Raw genomic sequence first — 20,688 nt, 5'->3', positions numbered from 1 at the left:
AATCAATGATTACTTTATTACCTTACTCCACATAGCTACTGCTCGAACCTTTCATTTAGTCGCTGACCACCTATCACAATCTCCAATCTCTTTAATTTTTCGTATATTTGTAATCTATGAGAGATGAATTAGAACACCGGCTAAAGCTCCGAAATATTAAACTTTCAGACTATGAAGACATCAGAGAAATCATGGTCAGTATTTATAAAAACCAAGGTGGCGCTTGGACTAAACAAGAATTAAAAAATCAAATAAAGGCATTCCCAGAAGGGCAGATTTGTATCGAAGATAATGGTAAAGTTGTAGCAGCAGCCTTAAGTCTCGTGGTAGACTATGGTAAATTTGGCGATAATCACACCTATGATCAAATCACTGGTTTTGGGAAATTTGATACTCATGACAATGATGGAGACACCCTGTATGGAACAGATGTATTCGTCCATCAAGAGTACCGAGGCATGAGAATAGGTAGAAGATTATATGATGCTAGGAAGGAACTATGCGAAAATCTCAACCTTCGCTCTATCATTGCAGGTGGCAGAATCCCTGGGTACTCCAAGTATGCAGATCAGATGACTCCAAGGAAATACATTGATTTGGTAAAAAGTAAGGAGATTTTTGACTCTGTGCTTTCATTTCAGCTAGCCAATGAATTTCACGTTCGGAAAGTAATTACCAAATACCTGCCAGAAGATACCGATTCAAGAGCCTATGCGACTTTACTCGAATGGATCAATATCTATTATGAAAAAGATGAAAAGCTCATTGGAAACAAAAAATCAACCGTTCGGCTAGGGCTTGTTCAATGGAAAATGCGTAGATTCAATTCAGTGGATGATTTAATGCAGCAGGTAGAATTTTTCGTAGATACCGTATCTGGCTATAAATCTGATTTTTGCTTACTGCCAGAATTTTTCAATGCACCCCTACTAGCTGAATTTAATGATATGGATGCATCTGAAGCCATCCGAAACTTAGCAGATTATACCGATGAAATTGTGAGTAGAATGAGCGATTTGGCACTTTCCTACAATGTCAATATCATCGCAGGCAGCATGCCAGAATATGATGGAAAAAAACTAAGAAATGTAAGCTATTTATGTCGTAGGGACGGAACTACTGATAAACAATACAAGCTCCATATTACTCCAGACGAACAGTCTTACTGGGGTTTACAAGGGGGAAATGGGATTAAAGTCTTTGATACTGACGCCGGTAAAATTGGCATCTTGATTTGTTATGATGTAGAATTTCCTGAATTAGGGAGAATTCTGGCGGAGCAAGAGATGGATATACTTTTTGTACCTTTTTGGACTGATACCAAAAACGCCTTCTTGCGTGTCAATATCTGTGCAAAAGCACGTGCCATCGAAAATGAATGTTACGTCGCTATCACTGGTTCAGTCGGGAACTTACCGCGAGTAGAAAATATGGATATCCAATTTTCTCAATCAGCGATTTATTCGCCTTCTGACTTTTCTTTTCCGCATGATGCTACTGTAGCACAAGCTTCAGAAAATGCCGAAACTACCATTGTTGCCGATATTGACCTAGACTTATTGACCAAGCAACGGAAAGCAGGTTCCGTTAGGAATTTGGAACAACGAAGACTTGATCTGTATTCTGTGCAGTGGAAGCGAAAAAAATAACTCAATGATCATGTACAGAGCACTCCTCATTTTATTTTTACTTGTTGGGCACTTAAGCGTTGCCCAGCAAGTAATGAACTTTTCTCCCCCACAGGATTTTTTAATCAGGCAGTTGATAGAGTCAAGCCAAAATGAAAAAAAACCAAAAGTAGTTGGGAGATCCCTATACAGCTCTGTAGTAATTCAAAATTTCTATCAGCATAGAGATTTTGAATTTGCTTGGTCCAATGGTAAAAAACTTTTTGAAATTGCCTATGAAATGCGCTATGAAATACAACAAGCAAAATTTGATGGCCTAAACCCACAAGATTATCATTTAGATGCAATCAATGAATTGTTTGATCAATTGGAACGCATCCAAAAGCTTGGATTAGCCGTTGATCCCATGGCGCTTGCTTCAGTAGATATTTTATTGACAGATGCCTTTATCTTACTTTCTTCTCATCTCTATTTGGGAAAAGTAGATCCTGAAAACTTAAAGACGACTTGGAATATTCAGCGAAATGCTCCTGAATTACGAATTGACCAGCGTTTAAGTGATGCATTAACCGGAGGTAGCATTCGTAAGAGTTTAGAGGAGCTCTATCCTCAACTAAGTATTTACAGACGCATGAGGGATGGTTTGAGAGAAACTTATGCGCTGGAACAAAAAGCTCTAGAGGCTGCAACCACGTCTTGGAAATCCATCAAAGCAGACAAATCCATCAAGATTGGGGATACCCATAACTCTATTCCTGAAATACGGGAAAGGCTACGAATTTGGGGATTTTTGAAAAATCAAGAAGTCCTAGAAAATGAAAAAACATATGATTCCTTACTGATTCCTGCTATCAAGCAGATTCAAAAACGTTTTGGATTGGAGAACGATGGTATTATTGGACAGGGAACAATTTATGCACTGAACCAGAGTCCAACGGCTTTGACTCAAACAGCAGCGGTCAATCTAGAACGTATGCGCTGGCTACCCCATGAAATCAAGGAGCAAGAACTCATCATTGTCAATACAGCCAATTTTCAGCTGGACTACTTGGTCAACAGAGATACCTTGCTAAGTTCAAGAGTTATCGTTGGAAAATCGTACCATTCAACGCCTCAGTTTAAAGCCGAAATGTCCTATCTTGTATTTAGTCCCACTTGGACTGTACCAACTTCCATTACTCGAAATGAGATAATTCCAGCTGTAAAAAGAAATAACAATTACCTCAGGGAAAAAAACATGAAGATCCTGAATAACTCTGGTGCTTCTGTTGATCCATCAAGCATTGAATGGTCTAAAGTCAATCCAAGAAATTTTCCATATACCATCCGTCAGGAACCTGGACAACAAAACTCTCTTGGCTTAGTGAAATTCATGTTCCCCAACAAATATGCGGTATATATTCACGACACCCCAAGCAGAAGCCTATTTGCTCGTGAAGATAGGGCATTGAGTCACGGGTGTATCAGGATTCAAAAACCATTTGAGTTAGCCAAAATTTTACTTTCTTACGATGAAAGCTGGACCGATGATCGCATTCGTCTTGCGATGAATCAAACCACTGAACGAACAGTTACTCTTAATCGAAAGATTCCTGTAGTTATTTTTTACCTCACCTATTGGGCAAATAGTCGTGGAGAATATTTTTTCAGGCAAGACATTTACTCCCGTGACCAAGAAATCTGGACAGCCTTGAGGGAAGTAAGGTAAATCATTAATCAACTAATGAGGAGGACAAACGGTGCATTATTAGGAGGAAGCAATGGGAAATGATGCGCTAAAAGCAATGAGCATTGCGTAATGAATGGCGTGGATGAAAATAGGAAATTAGGAATATCCTGATCAGTGAAGCAATCCAATATGAGCAGACTATCCTAATTTCACATAAACTATTCAGTCATCCATAAATGACGATTAATTAAAGTTTTTTTACCAAAATCTACCAAGTAGTAGCTTTAAGCTTAGGAAATGCCCTGATGACATCCGACAAAGATAGCTGTCCAACTAAAAAACCATCCTGAAGCACAGGAAAACGTCTAATTTTATGTTCTAAAAATTTTTGAGCCGCGTCAAACAAGGTTGTTTCGGGTGACATGGTAAGTACGTTTTTACTCATATGCTCTTCTACCAGACCCGGAAATTTGGGGGTATTGGAGTATTTCCCTTTGATAATTTCTTTCAAACAATCTACTTCAGAAATGATTCCAACCAAATGTCCCAGTTCATCGACGACGGGTGCTCCCGATATTTTTCTTTTGGTGAGCATATCCAGTACATGGTCAATGGAATCCTGTGGCTTAAAAGTAACCAAATTGGTACTCATATGATCTTTGACTAAAATTGGTGAGGTTGGTTTCTTACTTTCTGCAACACGCACACCTTGAAAACTTTTTACCATAGTTGTAGGGGTTTATTTGAACAGAATAATTTACGGAAAAGTTATTAGAAATAAAAATAAATCTGCTGTAATATTTAAAAACTAAAAATTAGTCAAAAACAAGAGGCTAAACAAAGTATTTTTTCGTCAAATGCAAAATAAAATAAATTTTATTCGGTGATTTTTACTGCCTCTATTACTCCATCGCTGCTAAAAATTCAGAAAGTAGTATTGGGTTGATCGTTAAAACCTGATGAAATCTTTCCATATCTAGGGAAAAATTCATCCCTTCTTTTTTGAATACTGACGAAGAAGAACGCAGCGATTTACAGGATGCATGAATCTCTTTGAGTAAACCCAACGATTGAAGTTCACGAGCATGTCGGGGATGTGAACCTCCTCCGGGCATAATTATGATTCGATTTTGAGCAAATTCTACCAATTCCAAAATAATATCCCAGCCATCACTGACAGTTGCTTTCCCTCCAGAGGTTAATATTCGATCAAACCCTAATTCTTGAATCTTGTTCAATGACTCTTTTAGATTGGGGGTAAGATCAAAAGCCCGATGAAAAGTACATGGTTTGTTCTCAGCAAGCTTGAGCAGACGCTCATTGGCTTTCCTATCCACCATACCATTTTCATCCAAAATACCGAAAACAAAACCATCCGCACCCGATGCACCTAAAATGGAAATATCCTGCTCCATCACTTCCAACTCCTCTTCTGTGTAGATAAAATCCCCACCCCGTGGACGAATCATAACAAAAATAGGAATTGAGATCTTAGATTTTAAAAATTGGAGTAATCCAGCAGATGGAGTTGTACCACCCTCCGAAAAATCTGAACACAATTCAAGTCTGTGTGCGCCACACCGAAAAGCTTCTAAAGCTGCTTCTACCGTAAAAACTGGAACCTCTAGTAAGCCCATCAAATTGCGTATGTTGAATTCCGTAAAACCTTTTCATCGGTATGATGTAAAGCATAGGTAAATCCCTGCCTAAGTGCATAAGCACCATATTCACCATCTTTGTTGAAAGCAAGGAAACCAACTTGCAAATCATCTAGATCTTTCCTGTTTTTGCTGATAAGTCTTCTAACAGCTTCTTCGCAAGCTTCCTGAGGGCTCCTGCCTTGTCGCATCAACTCTACAATTAGAAATGAACCACAAATACGAATAATTGATTCTCCAAGTCCGGTAGCGGTTGCTGCACCTACCTCTTCATCTACAAACAAACCAGCACCAATAATTGGACTATCTCCCACTCTTCCATGCATTTTGTATGCGAGTCCAGATGTAGTACAAGATCCAGCCATTTGACCATCTGCACCAAGAGCAATCATACCAATGGTGTCGTGGTTTTCGATATTGATAATTGGCTTGTATTGAGAATCGACTTTCCAGGCTTCAAATGCCTTCGCTGCTTTAGGACTTAGGATTTCTTCTTCCAACGGAAAACCTTTCGCAATGGCAAATTGCCTAGCTCCTTCACCTGCCAACATCACATGAGGGGTTTCTTCCATCACCTTTCTAGCTACAGAAATTGGATGCTTAATTTGCCTAAGGAAGGCAACCGAACCACAGGATCCATCTCCTTTCATAATAGAAGCATCCAATGTTGCTATCCCTTCTCGATCAGGTAACCCTTGAAGGCCTACAGAAAGATTGTCCATATCTAGTTCTGTAACTTTTACTCCTTCCTCTACCGCGTCAATAACCGAACCTGTCTGACCCAAGACTTCCCATGCTCGATCATTGGCGGGCATCCCATGATCCCAAGTTGCTAAGATTAAGGGTTTAAATTTCTCAGAATTCGAGGATGCATCGGATGTAGCGCAGGATTGCACCAATTGAAGAGGAATTAAAGCTGATCCGGCAACAAGGCTTTTTTTAATAAAAGTTCTTCTACTTGACATGATGAAGGGTTTAACATCGGCCAAATAACAAAAAAATCAGGAAGATGCATAGGTATAAAACAAAAAAACCCGCAAACCTGCGGGTCAATTTTAATGATAACTTCAAAGGAAAGCAAATCAGACTAATTCATGGGGCGGTATTTTCGCTATCCATTAGAATCTATTTAGTTTTCTTCTTCCTCTGCTTTTGCCTCTGCCTTGGCTTTTCTTTTAAATCCTTTTCTGAAAGGCCAAGTATATTCCAACGCCTCTAAACCACGGTTCAAATTAACAGAGGAACTATCGATTGTAATAAGGGTGTGTTTTAAGCTTTTAGCGAACTCATCATCATTCAAAAGCATGCCTGCTGTATTATTTTTATCATTGAGTTTGTCAGTGATACTATTCAGATTTTCAGTTAGTTTATTCGCATTGTTTGCAGTGGCTTGTAATTCTTGAATAGAACTCTGTAAATCTGAATAAATTGACTTATCAGTAGCTAAATCATAAAACAAGTTTCCCTCTTTATTAAGATTAGCTGTAAACTTATTCATCTCATTGATCATTCGATTAGAGTTACTAGCCGCCCTATCCAAATTAACAATGATATTTTTGAAGTTTTCTCCTAATAAGCTATCTGTCATAACTGTTCCAACGATTCCTTGTCCCTGTGCAATTTTTGTCGTGAGAACCTTTAGGTTTTCGGTTATAGTAACTAGGTTTTTATTGTTTTCTTGTAGAGTAGTCATCATTTTATCAGTATCCAAAGGCATCTCCGACATCAAGCGGTCCCCATCTTCAACGGGTGGTGCTTGCGTGGTTCCTCCATAGATGACGATGATTTTATTACCAATCAGACCATCTGAACCAATAGTGGCTTTGGAGTCTTTTCGGATATAATCACTGACTTTAGATTCTACATTCATGACGATTTCGACTTGAGAATCTCCATAAAAATTTATTTTTCGTACAGTCCCAATCTTTACCCCTGAAAACCAAACATTATTTCCTGTTTGGAGACCTGCTACATCATCAAAAACTGTATTTAGGGAAATACTTTTAACAAATTTCTTTTGTTGTCCCCCTAAAGTTAGAATTGCGGCAACGAAGATGATGATACCCACCAACACGAAAATGCCTACAATGACTGATTTTTTATTATCGTTTCTCATTATTTAATGAAGTTATAATCATAGAATGATTGAATGTTTTCGTCTTTGGCATCATGGAAAACCTCCTCGAAGCTACCGACAGATTTAAATTTCCCCTCTATTAATACCGCCATTCGGTCCCCTGTTTGTTTGGCACAGGTGAGGTCGTGGGTAATAACAATAGAGGATGTCTTGTACTTTTCCTGTACCTCATTGATCAAGTTGTTGATATCGATACACGTGACGGGGTCCAGACCTGCCGTAGGCTCATCGTACAACATGATTTCAGGATTCAAGATCAGTGTTCGCGCAATACCAATTCGCTTTTTCTGCCCACCTGACAATTCAGAAGGCATCTGATTGATTGTTTGGGCTAGGCCAACGGAATCTAACAAGTCTTCAACTTTATAGTCAATCTCTTTTCTTGTGAGATTTTTAACATTTCTTACCAATGGAAACTCAAGGTTTTCCCTCACGGTCATGGAATCATATAGAGCAGATGCTTGGAAAGAAAAACCAATCCTAAGACGCAGTTGATTCAGTTCTTTCAGCGATAATCCACGGGTATTTCTTCCAAAAACCTTAATTGTTCCTTCATCTTGGGTCAACAATCCCACAATGATTTTTATCAATACAGACTTACCTGTACCCGATCTACCGAGTACAACTAAGTTTTCTCCTTTGTACAAATCCAAATCCACACCTCTGAGGACATGATTTTCTCCAAAAGACTTGTACAAGCCATTGATCTCTATGACTGATTCAGTGCTGATCTTAGGCATATCTGATTGCATTTACAATTTGTAAGGCCAATAACTCCTCGATAAAGATCAGGAACATCGACATTACTACCGATGAATTAGCTGCTTGACCTACACCTTCTGTACCTTTAGTGGATGTATAGCCTTTATAACATCCCACTATTCCAATAGTAAACCCAAATACTAATGATTTGATGACTGAGGAGAAAATATCCAGAAATGAAACAGCTTCGAATACCTGTACGAAAAACGTAGACATAGAAACCATTTCATTTTGATTTACATTTACAAATGAACCCATCAATGCAACAAAATCTGTGTACATAACTAGCACAGGTATCATCAAAGTTGTAGCTAGCACCCTTGTGACCACAAGGTATTTGAATGGATTGATAGCCGATACTTCCATGGCATCAATTTGTTCGGTAACCTTCATAGAGGCAATTTCCGCACCAATACTCGATCCTACTTTACCGGCTGCAATTAATGCCGTGACCAAAGGCCCCATGGCCCGAACGATTGCAATCGATATCAAAGCGGGTAACCAAGAAGTTGCTCCAAACTCAGCTAGAGATGGTCTCGACTGATTGGTAAAAACGATGCCTATGATGAACCCTGTAAGAGATATCAAGGGCAAAGATCTATAACCAATTTCATAACATTGGCGCATGATTTCCCGCAATTCATAAGGGGGAAACCAAACCTCTTTGAAGAAGCGCTTAACAAATGCAAATGCATTGGAAAGCCCCATAAAAAATCGGTCTAGTTTTTTGGATAAAATTGGTCTTTTATCGTCTGTTAAATTGATCATAGATTTTTTACACAGTCCATTAGATGCCTAAAATTTCGGCCATTATATCATTCTTCAAAGGCTTAACCAAGAAACCCGAAACCATGTTGTAATGGGTGCTGATTTCAATGTCGTCGGGATCCACCGAGGAAGTAAGCATTTTTACCTCGATCGATTTGTTCAGTTGTTTTAGTTGATCCAAAAACTCCCAACCTTTCATTTCCGGCATATTCACATCTAAGATAAGCAAATCTGCGTCATTGCTTTCAAACCATTTCAAAGCTTCATATGGATTTTCAAAAAACTGGAGATCTAAATCCTCTTTCAATCGTAACATATTTTTACGATTGATCATGTGCTGAATTTTATCGTCATCTACAAAAACAATGGTCTTAATTGATTTGCTCATATCTAGAATTCAAAATTTGATAAGTAAAATTTGGCGACCTAGGTTACCTAAGCAAGCTTCGTACCATGAATAAAACTTCCTTCACTACAAATATAAAAACTTAATGTTGGGAGAAGGCAAAATTTTAATTCTTTTAACTTTTAGGTATGTCTAATTTTTTTAGACTCATCAAATTTAGATTAATCTAAACCCTTTTTAAAATTCATTCAATCAATCAGTTAAGGTATACATCTGCAGGCAACACTTGAGAATGATCGAGGTCCATAATTTATAACTAAGTAAGGAGAAAATTGGACTTCCAATTAGTTGAAACTCCCTGATTTTTTCCAATAAAATCAAGTAAGTTACAAGAGTCCTTTTTTTTGATTAGTTTCGAAAGCAAAATTATAGGCGCATGAATTCAACTAATAGAGCTTTCAACTTAAGAAATAAAATCATGGGTCTCCTACTCTTCTTTAGAGATCGATTCGATCTTCATGAAGGAAAAGAAGATGAATTGGAAACCATTGACTACATCAAAAAGAATATAGAATTTCGGGGAGCCAACCTGTGGATTCTGATCTTTGCCATCTTTGTTGCCTCCGTGGGATTGAATGTAAACTCTACAGCAGTCATCATTGGAGCCATGTTAATCTCACCTCTGATGGGGCCAATCATGGGTATTGGGATGGCAGCTGGCATCAATGATTTTGAGCTGCTTCAAAAGTCTTTTAAGAACCTTGGAATTGCTGTTTTAATCTCCATTATCACGAGTACTATTTACTTTTCCTTTACACCACTAGACGATGCCCAATCGGAGCTTTTGGCTCGTACAGAACCTACCATTTGGGATGTACTAATTGCACTCTTTGGGGGATTGGCGGGAATAGTTGCAGGCTCGAGAAAAGAGAAAAGTAATGCTATTCCAGGAGTAGCTATCGCAACGGCTCTGATGCCTCCATTATGTACCGCTGGGTATGGGCTTGCTACAGGAAATCTTTACTTCTTTTTTGGGGCATTTTATTTATTTTTTATCAATAGTGTATTTATATCTCTATCCACTTATTTGATTGTACGCTTTATGAATTTTCCAAAAAAGGAATTTTTGGATCCAAAAAGAGAAAAAACAGTCAAAACTTACATTACGATTTTCACGATCTTGACAATTGTTCCAAGTGTTTACCTAGCCTACAACATCGTAAAGCGGACCATTTGGGAAAAGTCTGCCACCCAGTTTGTCAATGTGGAATTTGACCTTCCAAGAACTCAAGTGCTGAATTCTAATTTGCTATATGCTTCTGATAGCAGTTTTATTGAAGTCAGTTTGATCGGTGAGCGAATTTCAGATGAAACAATTGTCCAAATAGAAAAGAAACTTGCGGGTCTCAACTTAAGGGATACTTATTTGAGAATCCGTCAAAGTGGGGATAATGCAGACATGAATGTTTTAAGATCAGATATACTTAAGGATTTATATGAGCGCAATGAAACGCTCATACAAGACAAAGACAGAAGAATAGCTTTACTTGAAAGGGAATTGTCAGAGTTTGGAAAAAACTATCAGCAGGTCATGGATATTGCTCAAGAAGCCAAAATCAATCATCCTACCTTAGAAAATTTTTCTATGAACCGCTCAGTTGTTGCGGATTTAACTACCAATCAAAAAGACACCATCATGATGGCTTTCGCAAAGTTTAAGAGTAAGCCTAGTGCACAGGAGCTCAAAAAACTAGAAGACTGGCTCAAGTTGCGCTCAAAAGCGGATACGCTTTCATTAATTATACAATAAAATGAAAAACCACTTTCTTACCCTTCTAATGACTTTAGGTTTGTTTTCTACGATTTTTGCACAGCAAACTTCCTATGAAGAAACCTTAGCAAAAGAACTCCAAGCTGATGACTATGGCATGAAAACCTATGTGATGGCGATCCTACTGGCTGGAGATCGTGCAGATGATTACAGCCCCGAACAACGGACTGAGATTCAAAAAGGACATATGGCAAACATAAACAGGTTAGCGGAAGACGGTAAATTGATTCTTGCAGGTCCTTTCATTGATGGAAAAGAAAAAAGAGGCATTTTCCTATTCAATGTCGCTACAAAAGAAGAAGCAGAAGCTTTGACCAATACAGACCCCGCTATTCAAGCTGGCGTACTTAAAATGGAGTTAATCGAATGGTATGCCTCCGCTGCCTTACAACTCCTTCCAGAAGCTCATAAAAAAATCCAAAAAACAGGGTTTTAGGGTGAGCAGTGAGTAGTGTGCAGTGAACAGTTAGTATTGAGTAGTGTGACAGTGAGTCCAAAGTACAACCTTAGACTGTGGGTTTTAACCCACTATTTGGATTAGAAGTTTGAAATCAAATTATTGCGGATTACTAAGGAAAACACCCATCAATTGCCGTGGATTTCAATCCCCGGCATTGGAGGGAGGAGTGAAAAGTGCATATTGAGCAGTGTACAGTGACAGTGTGTCCACTGCGCAACTTTCGCTTGTGGGTTTTAATCTACAAATGATGGTGAGTTAAAACCCGCCTATATAAATCAGGAGATACTCATGTTTCCCTGGGTTAAAAACCAGGGCAATTGATGGAGTTAACTAGCTGTATCTTAATTTCTATCTTTGGACACAAAATTTTTCAATACGAATTTTTCTGCGTTTTCCGTGTTTTCTGCGAGCTTTCTCTTGTCACTTGATTCTTGGTTCTTGTTTCTATTGTCTCTAAACTCTCGCTTCTCGAATCTCGCTTCTAAACTCTCGTCTCTAGCTTCTAATCTCTCCCTTCTCCCCTACCTTCCACACATTTCCTTAAACGCACAGTACTTGCACTTATCGACATCCGCAGTCTGATCAAAGGGAACAGCTGGATCAAATAATTCACTGAGCAGTCCACTTAAACTTTGTTCAAACTCTTCCGCCAGGTCAAGATAGTTTTCCACTTCTAACTTGAGCTTACCTTCACTCTTGATCAAAAAGGGATTGAAATTATCCTTGAAAATCTCTTTGACATTGAAAAGCCCCGGTTTCAAGGGTTGCTGATTAGAAGGATTGGTGAATTGATAGAAATAGGCATAAAGCATGGTTTGCATAGCTGCTTTATTCCGATTCTTATCTTCCCGATCAAACAAGGAGGCAATCGTGTTGAATTTCTTTTCGTCCTTGCCGGTCTTATAATCTAGCAATCGAATTACCCCGTCTTTTTGATCTACCCGATCAATTAGGCCATATAAGCGTACTTCCTCTACCCTACCCTGTACTTGAACCGGAATATACGTGGTATGTTGTTGCTCTAAACCTAAAACCGTAAAATCTCCCTGTTCAATATCATGAGCCACTATTCCTTGTATATACTCGAAAAAAATCTCTCGAACGATTTGCATTTGACCACTCGATACAAAGTCTTCTCCTTTTCCTACATGGTAAAACTCTCTGATGGCGTTATCCACCGCAGTAGTAATCGTCGGTTGAATTCGGTTCAATTCATGTGGAGTGAATAATTTAGGTGCTTGTTCCCCTTCCGGCAGGTAAAGCAACTCAATGGCTCGATGCAAAATCGTTCCAAAAACACCTGCATCTACATCCGCAGTTACTTCCTCTTGTTCTTTCAAACCTGCCACATATCGAAGATAAAACCGTAGCCGACAATCTAAATAGGAATTGATGGCGGAGGCAGATAGGGATCTGTTAAATTCCCCAAGTGAACTTGACATCCAATACTCACTCAGCTTTTTCATAACTGCCTCGTCTTTTAGGACAGTGATTTCCTTACCGACATTTAAATCAGCAGACAGCAACTGTACTTGCGGTTTGGAAATACCTAACTCAACGTGCATTTGTTGCAAGAAGCGGCTCATCTCTCCATTCTTTCCTTGATCGGAAGCTGTACTATAAATCAAATGCACTTCTTCTGCTCGATGGAGTAAGCGATAGAACGTGTAAGCATAGATGGCATCATTTTGCTCCTGCACTGGCAAACCAAAGGCTCTCCTCAGATTATGAGGGATCATAGAATTGATACCTCCTCCGGGAGGAAAGCTCCCCTCGTTCACATCACAAATTATCACCCTTCGAAAATCTAAATTCCGAGATTCCAACACTCCCATGACCTGCAAGCCCTGCAAAGGCTCTCCTTCAAAAGGCAATCGAACCTCTTGAAACAATTGCCTGAAAAGCTTCAAAAAAAACTCCAAAGACAAATTTCCCAATCGATGATCCGAGAGCACTTCTTGAATTCGGTTCAATTGTTTGTAAGCTTGGAATAAATAGCTCGACTGTATGGTATCCTGTTTCAATTGCTGTGCAAGTAGCTGCATCAATTGAGCTAAGTAGTTTACCAATTCATTAGAGGCAACCTTTTGGAACACCTCCTGAAATAAACCTCCTCCTTTTTGCAATTGCTCTAAGGGTATTTCAATGAGGTTAGTGGTTTGGATAACGGATTTGAGTTCCTTGGTAAACTCGGGATTGGCTTCAGCCAAGTAAGGAAAGGACAATAAGTCCAATACCTGCTTGTGATAAAATGTAACCTTACCCTCTTTCACCTTGATGTATCGCTGCAAATCTAAGATGGCATCTAAAAACGCATATACGGGTGCATTCCGAATAGGATACCCCATGGTCACATTCAGCTTATCGACATTGTCTGGCAACACATGAAGCAAGGGAAACAGCAATTGCTCATCTGGCAAAATCACCACCGTTTCCTCCAAAGACTCTTCTGTGGATACTCCCTCCAATAATTTCCCCACTACATTGGCTTGATTGATTTTTAAAGGGATGGCATAGGTATGAATACTGGCTGACTTGGACTCAATCGCATGAGGCAACTCTTGTGGAAAGGTCGGTCCTAAAATCGGATCTTTGATATAATCTCTAAAAAATAATCCCGACTCTTGTCTTTGATCCTGAATATAATATGCATCTACATCCCAATATACTTCTGCTCCATAATTTTTGATGAAATGCTTGATCAGCTTTTCCTCCGCAAGAGTAAATGCATTGAAACCAATAAAAACATAGTGTTTTTCAGGCTTGGCTAGTTCAGGTAATTTGGAGACTGCTTTTCTGTACACTTTTCCTCCATAAGCCAACCCCAAGACATCCAATTGCGCATTAAACTGTTCGTATAATTTTTCCAAAACTTGCCAAAAACGAAGAAATCGTTCTTTCTCCTCCGGTTTTTGGGCTTGGAAGGATTTCCAAAATTGAGAGATCAAAGCTACCTGCTCCGTTGTCAAGAAACTTAAATCCGATTCAATGGCTTTGATCTCAGATAAATTTCTGTAAACCAACTTCGCATCAGCGAGAAATTGATCCAAATCATTAAAATCTTTCAAAATCAATTCCCCCCAAAAATAAAATCGATCAAAGGTCTCCGCTTCAGGTTGGAGCTGTAGATAGACATCGTACAATTCAAAAATCAACGTTAGATCGTCTGCTGCCCGTTGATTCGCTATCCCAGAAAAAACCTGCTCAATGGTTTTGACCTCAGGCATCCAAGTAGGGGCATTTATCAATTCTTCCAAATATTTGATAAAAAACAAGCCTGCCCTCCTATTGGGCATCACTACTACCATTTGACTGAGGTCCCTTCCTGAATTCAGAACTTGTTGCGCGGTATCTTTCAAAAAACTGTTCATAGTACTTCAATCAATTCTGTAGGTTCCAAATAACAAACATAGCCCTTCACCGGCTTTTGGACGATAGAAGCAACTAAACTCATGTATGAACTGACCTGTTCAAGGTGTTGGGTTTTTTGTGCACCCGTTTTAAAATCCACTACCAAGGCTTCTTCTGCACTAATAAAGATTCTATCTGGTCGCTTTTGCCCACCTTGGGGAATTAAAATCCCTTGTTCAGCCAAAGACTGATATCCTTCTCCAAACCAAGCTTGTAATTGAGGCAGTGCAAATAATTCCCTTAATTGCTGCTCAACTTCTTGTTGAACCTCTGAGGTAAAGCGCCCTTCGAAGGCATAGCTTTGCACTAAACCCAAAGCATCCTCCAATCGATTGGAATGTTCTAAAATCTCATGCACCAAAACTCCTATGCGCCGTTGTGATCGATCATCTACGCCTTGAGGAGAAAAATCCCATGCATACTCTTTGGGATTCAAAAGCTCATTCCAATCCCGAAATTCCCATCTGACTAATGGAGGCTGAATAGTCTTGATTTCACTTCTATGGCTAATCCCTTCCATGCTACCCCATACAAAGCATTCTTGTTCAGCATCCCAATCCATCTCTTCGGCAGCACCATGCTTTCCCATGTGCTCTAGTAAATTTTTCAAAACTCCTCCGGTACTTTTTGTTTGTACAATGCCATCTTTATTACTTGAATATTCTGCAAAGCCCCACAGCATATCCTCTGCCCGCGTAAACGCTACATATAACATATTCAAGGTATCCATATAAGCCAGTTTCACCTCCTGAGTGTAGAGTTCCGCAAAAAGTGTGTCCATGAGAGATTTTTCTTGCTTAATCGGAGCAATGGTTGGTATTCCCTTATGTTCATACGTTGCCCAAAGAATAGGAGCTAGAGAATATGGAGGAAGTATAGTCCAATTAAGATAAGGCATAATAACAATCTTAAACTGCAAGCCTTTGGATTTATGGATAGTCAGAATACGCATGGCATCGTGATCTTCGGGGATTTTGACCGTGCGCTTGGTCTTGTTCAACTCCCACCAATCCAATAACCCATTTAAATCGGCTCGATTCTTTTTCACATAATCAAATACCGCTTCTTTAAAACCAGCGATATACGCCAAGTCATTTCCAGCAGTTGTCAAATCCAAAAACTGAATCACATGTTCAATCAATTCAAGAAGCGGATACTGCAACCATTTTCCCCGAAGAACTTGCAACTCCTTGTATTTTGCCTGTAAATCAACCGGTAGACTAAATTTTTCAAAGAGTTCATGCGAAAAAGGAACCTCTTTCAGGAGTGCATAGTAGTAGAAGGCTGTTTTCAAGGCAACCGTATCTTCTGCATTTCTTAGGTAAGTCAATAGGGCCACCATCGCTTTTACCGCAATGGATTTGTCAATAAACAAGGATTCCTCTGACAATACATCAAAGCGGTATGGAGCATCTACCTGCTGTTGAGCATACTCCATCAAATAATCTGCAATAGCAGCACCTTCACTCTTCTTCCGCACCAAAAAAGCAATATCCTTCAATTGATAGCCCTTATCTTGCAGATCCATGAGGAGTTGAGGGAGTTTGGCTAATACGTTCACATCATTTTCTTCCTCAGCCTCCTCTTCCTCATTCCCGAAGCTGCTTCTAGCGGCCTTTTCATGAAATTGAATTTGAATCATTCCTTGAAATGGCAACTCCCGTTTTTTATGGGGTACTTGCTGCTTCACATCTTCATAGGCTTTTTGCAAAAGATGATCAGCAGCTGTTTTGGTATTTTCAAGCATGTACACTTCCAATAGAGAAGGTAACTGTTCAAATACAGAATTATTAAAATCAATCACCTTAGGTAAACTCCTATAGTTGACATCCAAATTTTTCACTTCAATCAATTGACTAGAAATCTGCTGCTCCACTTCTTCCAGTAATAGCTCCAACTTCCCTCCTCTCCAGCGGTAGATGGATTGCTTGACGTCTCCCACCAGTAGATTGGTATGCCCCGAAGCCAAGGAGTTTTCCAACAAAGGTCGGAAACTTGCCCACTGAAAGTCGGAGGTATCCTGAAACTCATCGATAAGAAAATGTTTGTATTGATTGCCGATTTTCTCATAGACAAAAGGCGCCTCATTGTCTTTTGTAATTTCTTTTAGGAAATCATTGACATCTGAGATCAGCAGGATACTTTCCTCATCTTTCAGGTCTCGTAGCTCCAAAATCAAATCCCGAAAAATCCCGAAAACATTTAATTGTTTGATTAAAGTTGCATAAGTCTCCCATTGAACTCTGTTCGAATGACAATCAAAAATTAGGTCCCTTAATCCTGCATTCGCAGCCGATTCGATCGCATCCTTTCGCTTACTGGTTTTGGCGTACCAACCATCAACACTTTGAGCTTTGGCAAGTTGATTATCATTGAAGCTGGAAAATGGATTTTTCTTATCACCCAGATGATCTAATTTTCGTGCAAAATTCTGTCCGCTATTTCCTCCACTAAACTCTCCCCATTCCAATCCAAACTGAACACGGATATCATTCGCTTTTTGCTTCCATTCCAAGGCTTTTTTGATCAGTAAAGCTCTCTGCTGCATCAACTCGGCTTTGAGTTGCTTGATAAAATCCTCTTGATCCATAGCTTGCTGAAAAGTATGTCGGTGGGCTTTGAATCCCTCCGTAAAAATCTCCCTTCCCAAGGTTTGGATACCTCCACGGATATCCCAGGAACCACCATTCTGGATTTGCTCAGTGGCGTATTCAACCAGCCATTTTTTCAAGGCTTGATCCAAAGAAACTTTCTCCATCAAACGATCCACCAAGCGCTCCAAAACCGCCTCTTGGTCCAATTCTAGATCAAACTTTGCCTGCAAGTCCATTTCCTTGGCAAAAGAACGAATCACCCGTTGAAAAAAGGCATCAATGGTACTCACTGAAAAATATCCATAGGCATGCAATATATCCAATAAGGTATCATGTGCTCGCTTTTGCAATGCAGGAGCATTCATATTTAGATGCTTCATCAATTCCTTATCCAAAAATTCCTCCGGCTTTACTTCCCGTGAAAGTCGTTCCAAATATTCTAAAATCCTGGACTTCATCTCTTGAGTGGCTTTATTGGTAAAGGTCACTGCTAAGATAGATTTGAAGGCGCCCGGATATGCTAAAGCAATTTTCAGGTATTCCAAGGTCAGCGTATACGTCTTACCCGAACCTGCCGAAGATTTGTAAATGATAAAAGGAGCTTGTTCCATGCAATTAAAAACGGTCTAAGCAAATCAAACGCTTTTTACGCTGAATTAAAAATAAGTGACGGAGGTTGTCGGGATTTTTGTACCTCTTACTGTGTACCCAATTAGATAGCCTGTCTCAATTTTTGGCATACCAAGAATTAATTAATGATTCTGGTATGAAAACAATTAATCGAATTTTAAAACTATTCAAGGAAGAAAAGAGCGGAATTTTAAATCCAATAAAAATATCATATTGAAAAATTACAATCATGAAAAATCATAGATAATTAATTCTAATTCTTCAATCTTTCTAAACCTTTATCACTTGTCAATAAAGGAATGTTTAGATTAATTGCAGATGCGGCAATGATTGCATCGGGTAGTTTTAACTTATACTTTTTTCTTAACCTAATTGCCAATCCCTTGATATCTAAACTTAAATCAAAGACAACACAATTATCAAGGAATTCATTTATCAGATCTTCTTCTAATTTTCCCAAATCTGGAAATGAAAGAAGCTCAATTTCTGAAATAACTGATAAAATTAGATTTTTATCAGAAATCATCTCAACTATTTGAGAATCAAATTTTAAGAAATATAAAAGAATATTTGTATCTACAAAGAGGCTATTCCCATTCATCCCTTATTTTCTTTTGGTATTCCAATGGGTCAATTTTTGTATTCAGAATACCAGCATATCTTTTAATATCCTTTTTCTGAGATTTATTTACAGCCTCATCCACGAGCATTTTTGCCTTTTTTTTGGACATACCTTTTTTGATTATTGTCACCATAAGTTTTTCTTTACTCAATAATAACAATTTCTCCTTTAATTTCATTTCAATTTAGATGACTAATAAATGATTTATAATTTTAAGCAAATTCCTATCATTCTTACAAGTTATTAGCCATGCGCAAAGCTGATTCAAAAAAAATTCCCCAATTTGTGGCTTCGAAAATATTAACGCATGATTAAGAGTAGAAATAGCCTCACGGCACAATTTAAAAAAGGATTGGCAATGCTGATTCTTGCAGGATTTTTAGCATCCTGCGGTGGTTCTAAAAGTATCTTTGACAAAAATCCGGAAGCCATACAATCATGGGCACACCTAGACCCCAAAAAGGATAAAATTCCGGGGATGTCTGTGGATAAAGCTTACAAGAAAATCATAAAAAATCAGTCAGTACCGCAGGTGATTGTTGCAGTGATTGATTCAGGAATTGACTTAGGTCATGAGGATTTATCAACAGTTCTTTGGACAAATACCGGAGAAATTGCCGAAGATTTGGAAGACAATGATGGAAATGGTTACATCGACGACATCCATGGATACAACTTTTTGGGTGAATCCTACCATGAACAATTAGAAGCTACTCGCATTGTCAATTTAGGAATTGGAGATGCCTCCCTACAGGAAAAAGCTCGCGCACGCTTTGAAAAAGATTTGACAAAAGCAGCTTCATCTGCAGAAGAAATGCTGATGATGAATCAAATTTTTCAATACACCGATCAACTTATCCGAAATAAACTAGGAAAAGATTCTTATACAGCAAAAGACTTAGCAACCTTCCCTACAGATGCCGAGGTCACGCCTATGCATATAGAGTTGATGCAAGATATTCTATCAGAAGAAGGAACCATTCAGGTAGTTTTTGATCAAATTGATGAAGCGATTAAGTATTACAAGGATCAGTTGGATTACAATTTGAAATTGGACTTTGATGGAAGAGCCTTGGTGGGCGATGATCCTTATGACATTACAGATGCCAAGTATGGTAATGGTGACCCTATGCATCGAGTAAAAGACGAAAGCCACGGTACTCACGTGGCAGGTATTATTGCTGCTGACAGAAACAATAACAGAGGAATTAAGGGAGTTGCGAACAATGCACAAATTATGTCCATCCGAGCAGTACCCAATGGGGATGAATACGATAAAGATATTGCTTTGGCTATTCGCTATGCTGCTGATAATGGGGCTAAAGTCATCAACATGAGCTTCGGAAAGCCTTTTTCTCCCAATGCTGAATGGGTGTATGACGCCATTAAATATGCCGCAGAGAAGGATGTATTACTCGTACACGCTGCTGGTAATGATGGTATGGACTTGGACGACCCAGAAAATCCTAACTTCCCAAATGACCATAAATTATTGAATGAACCCGAGTTTGCTCCTAATGTCATTACTGTGGGAGCTTTAGCACCATCTTGGGATGAAAATATGATTGCTTCTTTCAGCAACTACGGTCGATTAAATGTGGATGTTTTTGCACCCGGAGCTAGAATCTACTCAACCATGCCTGAAAATGAATATGAGTTTCAGAGTGGAACCTCTATGGCTGCTCCGGCAGTTTCGGGAATTGCAGCCAAAATACGAGGACTTTACCCAGCATTGACCGCCATTCAAGTAAAGCAAATCATCATGCAATCAGGCATTAGTCCTAAATTTGAAGTTTTTGTCAATGGAGATAATCCCCAAAAAGTAAGACTCAATCAGGTTTCCCGCTCTGGCAAAATTGCCAACTTGTATGAAGCCTTGCTATTGGCCAAAGCTGTCAATAGCGGAAAAGTTGTGCTACAATAAAGTACTGCTTGGTTGAAAGGTTAAGAAAACTTTTACAAAATTGATTGATAGACTCCATGAATTCTATTGATCGCACGTAACCCTTGGAAAAGATTCAACCTACTTTCAAAAGTTGCTAATCAAAGCGCTTCCAAAAGCAATGAATCCTCTAGTCGACTAAATATTACTTAGTCGATTAGAGGATTTTTTTTCACCTACTTATGGAATAGGAACAATTGATGCATACGCTTTTTCATCCTTTTTTTGAA

General features: G+C 39.0%; 16 protein-coding genes. 5 read left to right on the top strand and 11 right to left on the bottom strand.

What is annotated here, in order from left to right:
- Window positions 1-116 precede the first annotated feature (116 nt).
- Both IPZ59_RS10875 and IPZ59_RS10870 read left to right on the top strand, forming a co-directional pair.
- On the top strand, window positions 117-1,649 hold the full coding sequence (locus IPZ59_RS10875) for a bifunctional GNAT family N-acetyltransferase/carbon-nitrogen hydrolase family protein (RefSeq protein ID WP_236136072.1): 1,533 nt from the start codon (window positions 117-119) through the stop codon (window positions 1,647-1,649).
- A 10-nt stretch (window positions 1,650-1,659) separates the two neighbouring features.
- Window positions 1,660-3,336: a L,D-transpeptidase family protein gene (locus tag IPZ59_RS10870; protein WP_236136071.1), complete on the top strand. Its 1,677-nt coding sequence runs from the start codon at window positions 1,660-1,662 to the stop codon at window positions 3,334-3,336.
- A gap of 229 nt (window positions 3,337-3,565) precedes the next feature.
- Here the strand turns inward: IPZ59_RS10870 and IPZ59_RS10865 are convergent, their stop codons facing one another.
- The 7 genes from IPZ59_RS10865 to IPZ59_RS10835 all read right to left on the bottom strand — a co-directional run bounded on the left by IPZ59_RS10865 (window position 3,566) and on the right by IPZ59_RS10835 (window position 9,010).
- The gene (locus tag IPZ59_RS10865; protein WP_236136070.1) at window positions 3,566-4,024 is read right to left on the bottom strand and encodes a CBS domain-containing protein; all 459 of its coding nucleotides are present in this window, start codon (window positions 4,022-4,024) and stop codon (window positions 3,566-3,568) included.
- Between the two features lie 175 nt (window positions 4,025-4,199).
- On the bottom strand, window positions 4,200-4,934 hold the full coding sequence (locus tag IPZ59_RS10860; protein ID WP_236136069.1) for a copper homeostasis protein CutC: 735 nt from the start codon (window positions 4,932-4,934) through the stop codon (window positions 4,200-4,202).
- Window positions 4,934-5,920, bottom strand: a complete 987-nt coding sequence (locus IPZ59_RS10855; protein ID WP_236136068.1) for a N(4)-(beta-N-acetylglucosaminyl)-L-asparaginase — start codon at window positions 5,918-5,920, stop codon at window positions 4,934-4,936. Before IPZ59_RS10855 ends, IPZ59_RS10860 begins: the two co-directional genes overlap by 1 nt.
- A gap of 164 nt (window positions 5,921-6,084) precedes the next feature.
- Window positions 6,085-7,071, bottom strand: a complete 987-nt coding sequence (locus IPZ59_RS10850) for an MlaD family protein (protein WP_236136067.1) — start codon at window positions 7,069-7,071, stop codon at window positions 6,085-6,087.
- A complete protein-coding gene (locus IPZ59_RS10845; protein WP_236136066.1) occupies window positions 7,071-7,832 on the bottom strand; it encodes an ABC transporter ATP-binding protein in 762 nt (253 codons plus the stop codon). The genes IPZ59_RS10850 and IPZ59_RS10845 overlap by 1 nt, the downstream gene beginning before the upstream one ends.
- Window positions 7,825-8,622, bottom strand: a complete 798-nt coding sequence (locus IPZ59_RS10840) for an MlaE family ABC transporter permease (RefSeq protein WP_236136065.1) — start codon at window positions 8,620-8,622, stop codon at window positions 7,825-7,827. Before IPZ59_RS10840 ends, IPZ59_RS10845 begins: the two co-directional genes overlap by 8 nt.
- A gap of 19 nt (window positions 8,623-8,641) precedes the next feature.
- A complete protein-coding gene (locus IPZ59_RS10835; RefSeq protein ID WP_236136064.1) occupies window positions 8,642-9,010 on the bottom strand; it encodes a response regulator in 369 nt (122 codons plus the stop codon).
- A gap of 394 nt (window positions 9,011-9,404) precedes the next feature.
- Here IPZ59_RS10835 and IPZ59_RS10830 point away from each other — a divergent pair, with 394 nt between their 5' ends.
- Window positions 9,405-10,778 carry a TIGR00341 family protein gene (locus tag IPZ59_RS10830; RefSeq protein ID WP_236136063.1) on the top strand — a complete coding sequence of 458 codons (1,374 nt, stop codon included), beginning with the start codon at window positions 9,405-9,407 and terminating at the stop codon, window positions 10,776-10,778.
- 1 nt (window position 10,779) lies between these two features.
- Window positions 10,780-11,235 carry a YciI family protein gene (locus IPZ59_RS10825; protein ID WP_236136062.1) on the top strand — a complete coding sequence of 152 codons (456 nt, stop codon included), beginning with the start codon at window positions 10,780-10,782 and terminating at the stop codon, window positions 11,233-11,235.
- Between the two features lie 545 nt (window positions 11,236-11,780).
- Here IPZ59_RS10825 and IPZ59_RS10820 read toward each other — a convergent pair.
- The 4 genes from IPZ59_RS10820 to IPZ59_RS10805 form a co-directional block, all read right to left on the bottom strand.
- On the bottom strand, window positions 11,781-14,630 hold the full coding sequence (locus IPZ59_RS10820) for a PD-(D/E)XK nuclease family protein (RefSeq protein ID WP_236136061.1): 2,850 nt from the start codon (window positions 14,628-14,630) through the stop codon (window positions 11,781-11,783).
- Complete coding sequence (locus IPZ59_RS10815; protein ID WP_236136060.1) at window positions 14,627-17,875, bottom strand: UvrD-helicase domain-containing protein; 3,249 nt, start codon at window positions 17,873-17,875, stop codon at window positions 14,627-14,629. Before IPZ59_RS10815 ends, IPZ59_RS10820 begins: the two co-directional genes overlap by 4 nt.
- Window positions 17,876-18,147: 272 nt before the next feature.
- Complete coding sequence (locus IPZ59_RS10810; RefSeq protein ID WP_236136059.1) at window positions 18,148-18,495, bottom strand: type II toxin-antitoxin system VapC family toxin; 348 nt, start codon at window positions 18,493-18,495, stop codon at window positions 18,148-18,150.
- Window positions 18,482-18,694, bottom strand: a complete 213-nt coding sequence (locus IPZ59_RS10805; RefSeq protein WP_236136058.1) for a hypothetical protein — start codon at window positions 18,692-18,694, stop codon at window positions 18,482-18,484. Before IPZ59_RS10805 ends, IPZ59_RS10810 begins: the two co-directional genes overlap by 14 nt.
- A 129-nt stretch (window positions 18,695-18,823) precedes the next feature.
- Here IPZ59_RS10805 and IPZ59_RS10800 point away from each other — a divergent pair, with 129 nt between their 5' ends.
- Window positions 18,824-20,440: a S8 family peptidase gene (locus tag IPZ59_RS10800; protein WP_236136057.1), complete on the top strand. Its 1,617-nt coding sequence runs from the start codon at window positions 18,824-18,826 to the stop codon at window positions 20,438-20,440.
- Window positions 20,441-20,688 lie beyond the last annotated feature (248 nt).

Origin of the sequence: Mongoliitalea daihaiensis, from assembly GCF_021596945.1 — a bacterium.
Taxonomy (GTDB): Bacteria; Bacteroidota; Bacteroidia; order Cytophagales; family Cyclobacteriaceae; genus Mongoliitalea; species Mongoliitalea daihaiensis.
This window is presented reverse-complemented; position numbering and strand designations above follow the sequence as displayed.

What these genes read in the sequence shown, in the direction of transcription:
- IPZ59_RS10835 (WP_236136064.1), bottom strand. Translation starts at nt 9,010, where the DNA reads ATGAGCAAATCAATTAAGACCATTGTTTTTGTAGATGACGATAAAATT.
- IPZ59_RS10860 (WP_236136069.1), bottom strand. Translation starts at nt 4,934, where the DNA reads ATGGGCTTACTAGAGGTTCCAGTTTTTACGGTAGAAGCAGCTTTAGAA.
- IPZ59_RS10815 (WP_236136060.1), bottom strand. Translation starts at nt 17,875, where the DNA reads ATGGAACAAGCTCCTTTTATCATTTACAAATCTTCGGCAGGTTCGGGT.
- IPZ59_RS10820 (WP_236136061.1), bottom strand. Translation starts at nt 14,630, where the DNA reads ATGAACAGTTTTTTGAAAGATACCGCGCAACAAGTTCTGAATTCAGGA.
- IPZ59_RS10855 (WP_236136068.1), bottom strand. Translation starts at nt 5,920, where the DNA reads ATGTCAAGTAGAAGAACTTTTATTAAAAAAAGCCTTGTTGCCGGATCA.
- IPZ59_RS10810 (WP_236136059.1), bottom strand. Translation starts at nt 18,495, where the DNA reads ATGAATGGGAATAGCCTCTTTGTAGATACAAATATTCTTTTATATTTC.
- IPZ59_RS10875 (WP_236136072.1), top strand. Translation starts at nt 117, where the DNA reads ATGAGAGATGAATTAGAACACCGGCTAAAGCTCCGAAATATTAAACTT.
- IPZ59_RS10865 (WP_236136070.1), bottom strand. Translation starts at nt 4,024, where the DNA reads ATGGTAAAAAGTTTTCAAGGTGTGCGTGTTGCAGAAAGTAAGAAACCA.
- IPZ59_RS10805 (WP_236136058.1), bottom strand. Translation starts at nt 18,694, where the DNA reads ATGAAATTAAAGGAGAAATTGTTATTATTGAGTAAAGAAAAACTTATG.
- IPZ59_RS10845 (WP_236136066.1), bottom strand. Translation starts at nt 7,832, where the DNA reads ATGCCTAAGATCAGCACTGAATCAGTCATAGAGATCAATGGCTTGTAC.
- IPZ59_RS10830 (WP_236136063.1), top strand. Translation starts at nt 9,405, where the DNA reads ATGAATTCAACTAATAGAGCTTTCAACTTAAGAAATAAAATCATGGGT.
- IPZ59_RS10850 (WP_236136067.1), bottom strand. Translation starts at nt 7,071, where the DNA reads ATGAGAAACGATAATAAAAAATCAGTCATTGTAGGCATTTTCGTGTTG.
- IPZ59_RS10825 (WP_236136062.1), top strand. Translation starts at nt 10,780, where the DNA reads ATGAAAAACCACTTTCTTACCCTTCTAATGACTTTAGGTTTGTTTTCT.
- IPZ59_RS10870 (WP_236136071.1), top strand. Translation starts at nt 1,660, where the DNA reads ATGTACAGAGCACTCCTCATTTTATTTTTACTTGTTGGGCACTTAAGC.
- IPZ59_RS10840 (WP_236136065.1), bottom strand. Translation starts at nt 8,622, where the DNA reads ATGATCAATTTAACAGACGATAAAAGACCAATTTTATCCAAAAAACTA.
- IPZ59_RS10800 (WP_236136057.1), top strand. Translation starts at nt 18,824, where the DNA reads ATGATTAAGAGTAGAAATAGCCTCACGGCACAATTTAAAAAAGGATTG.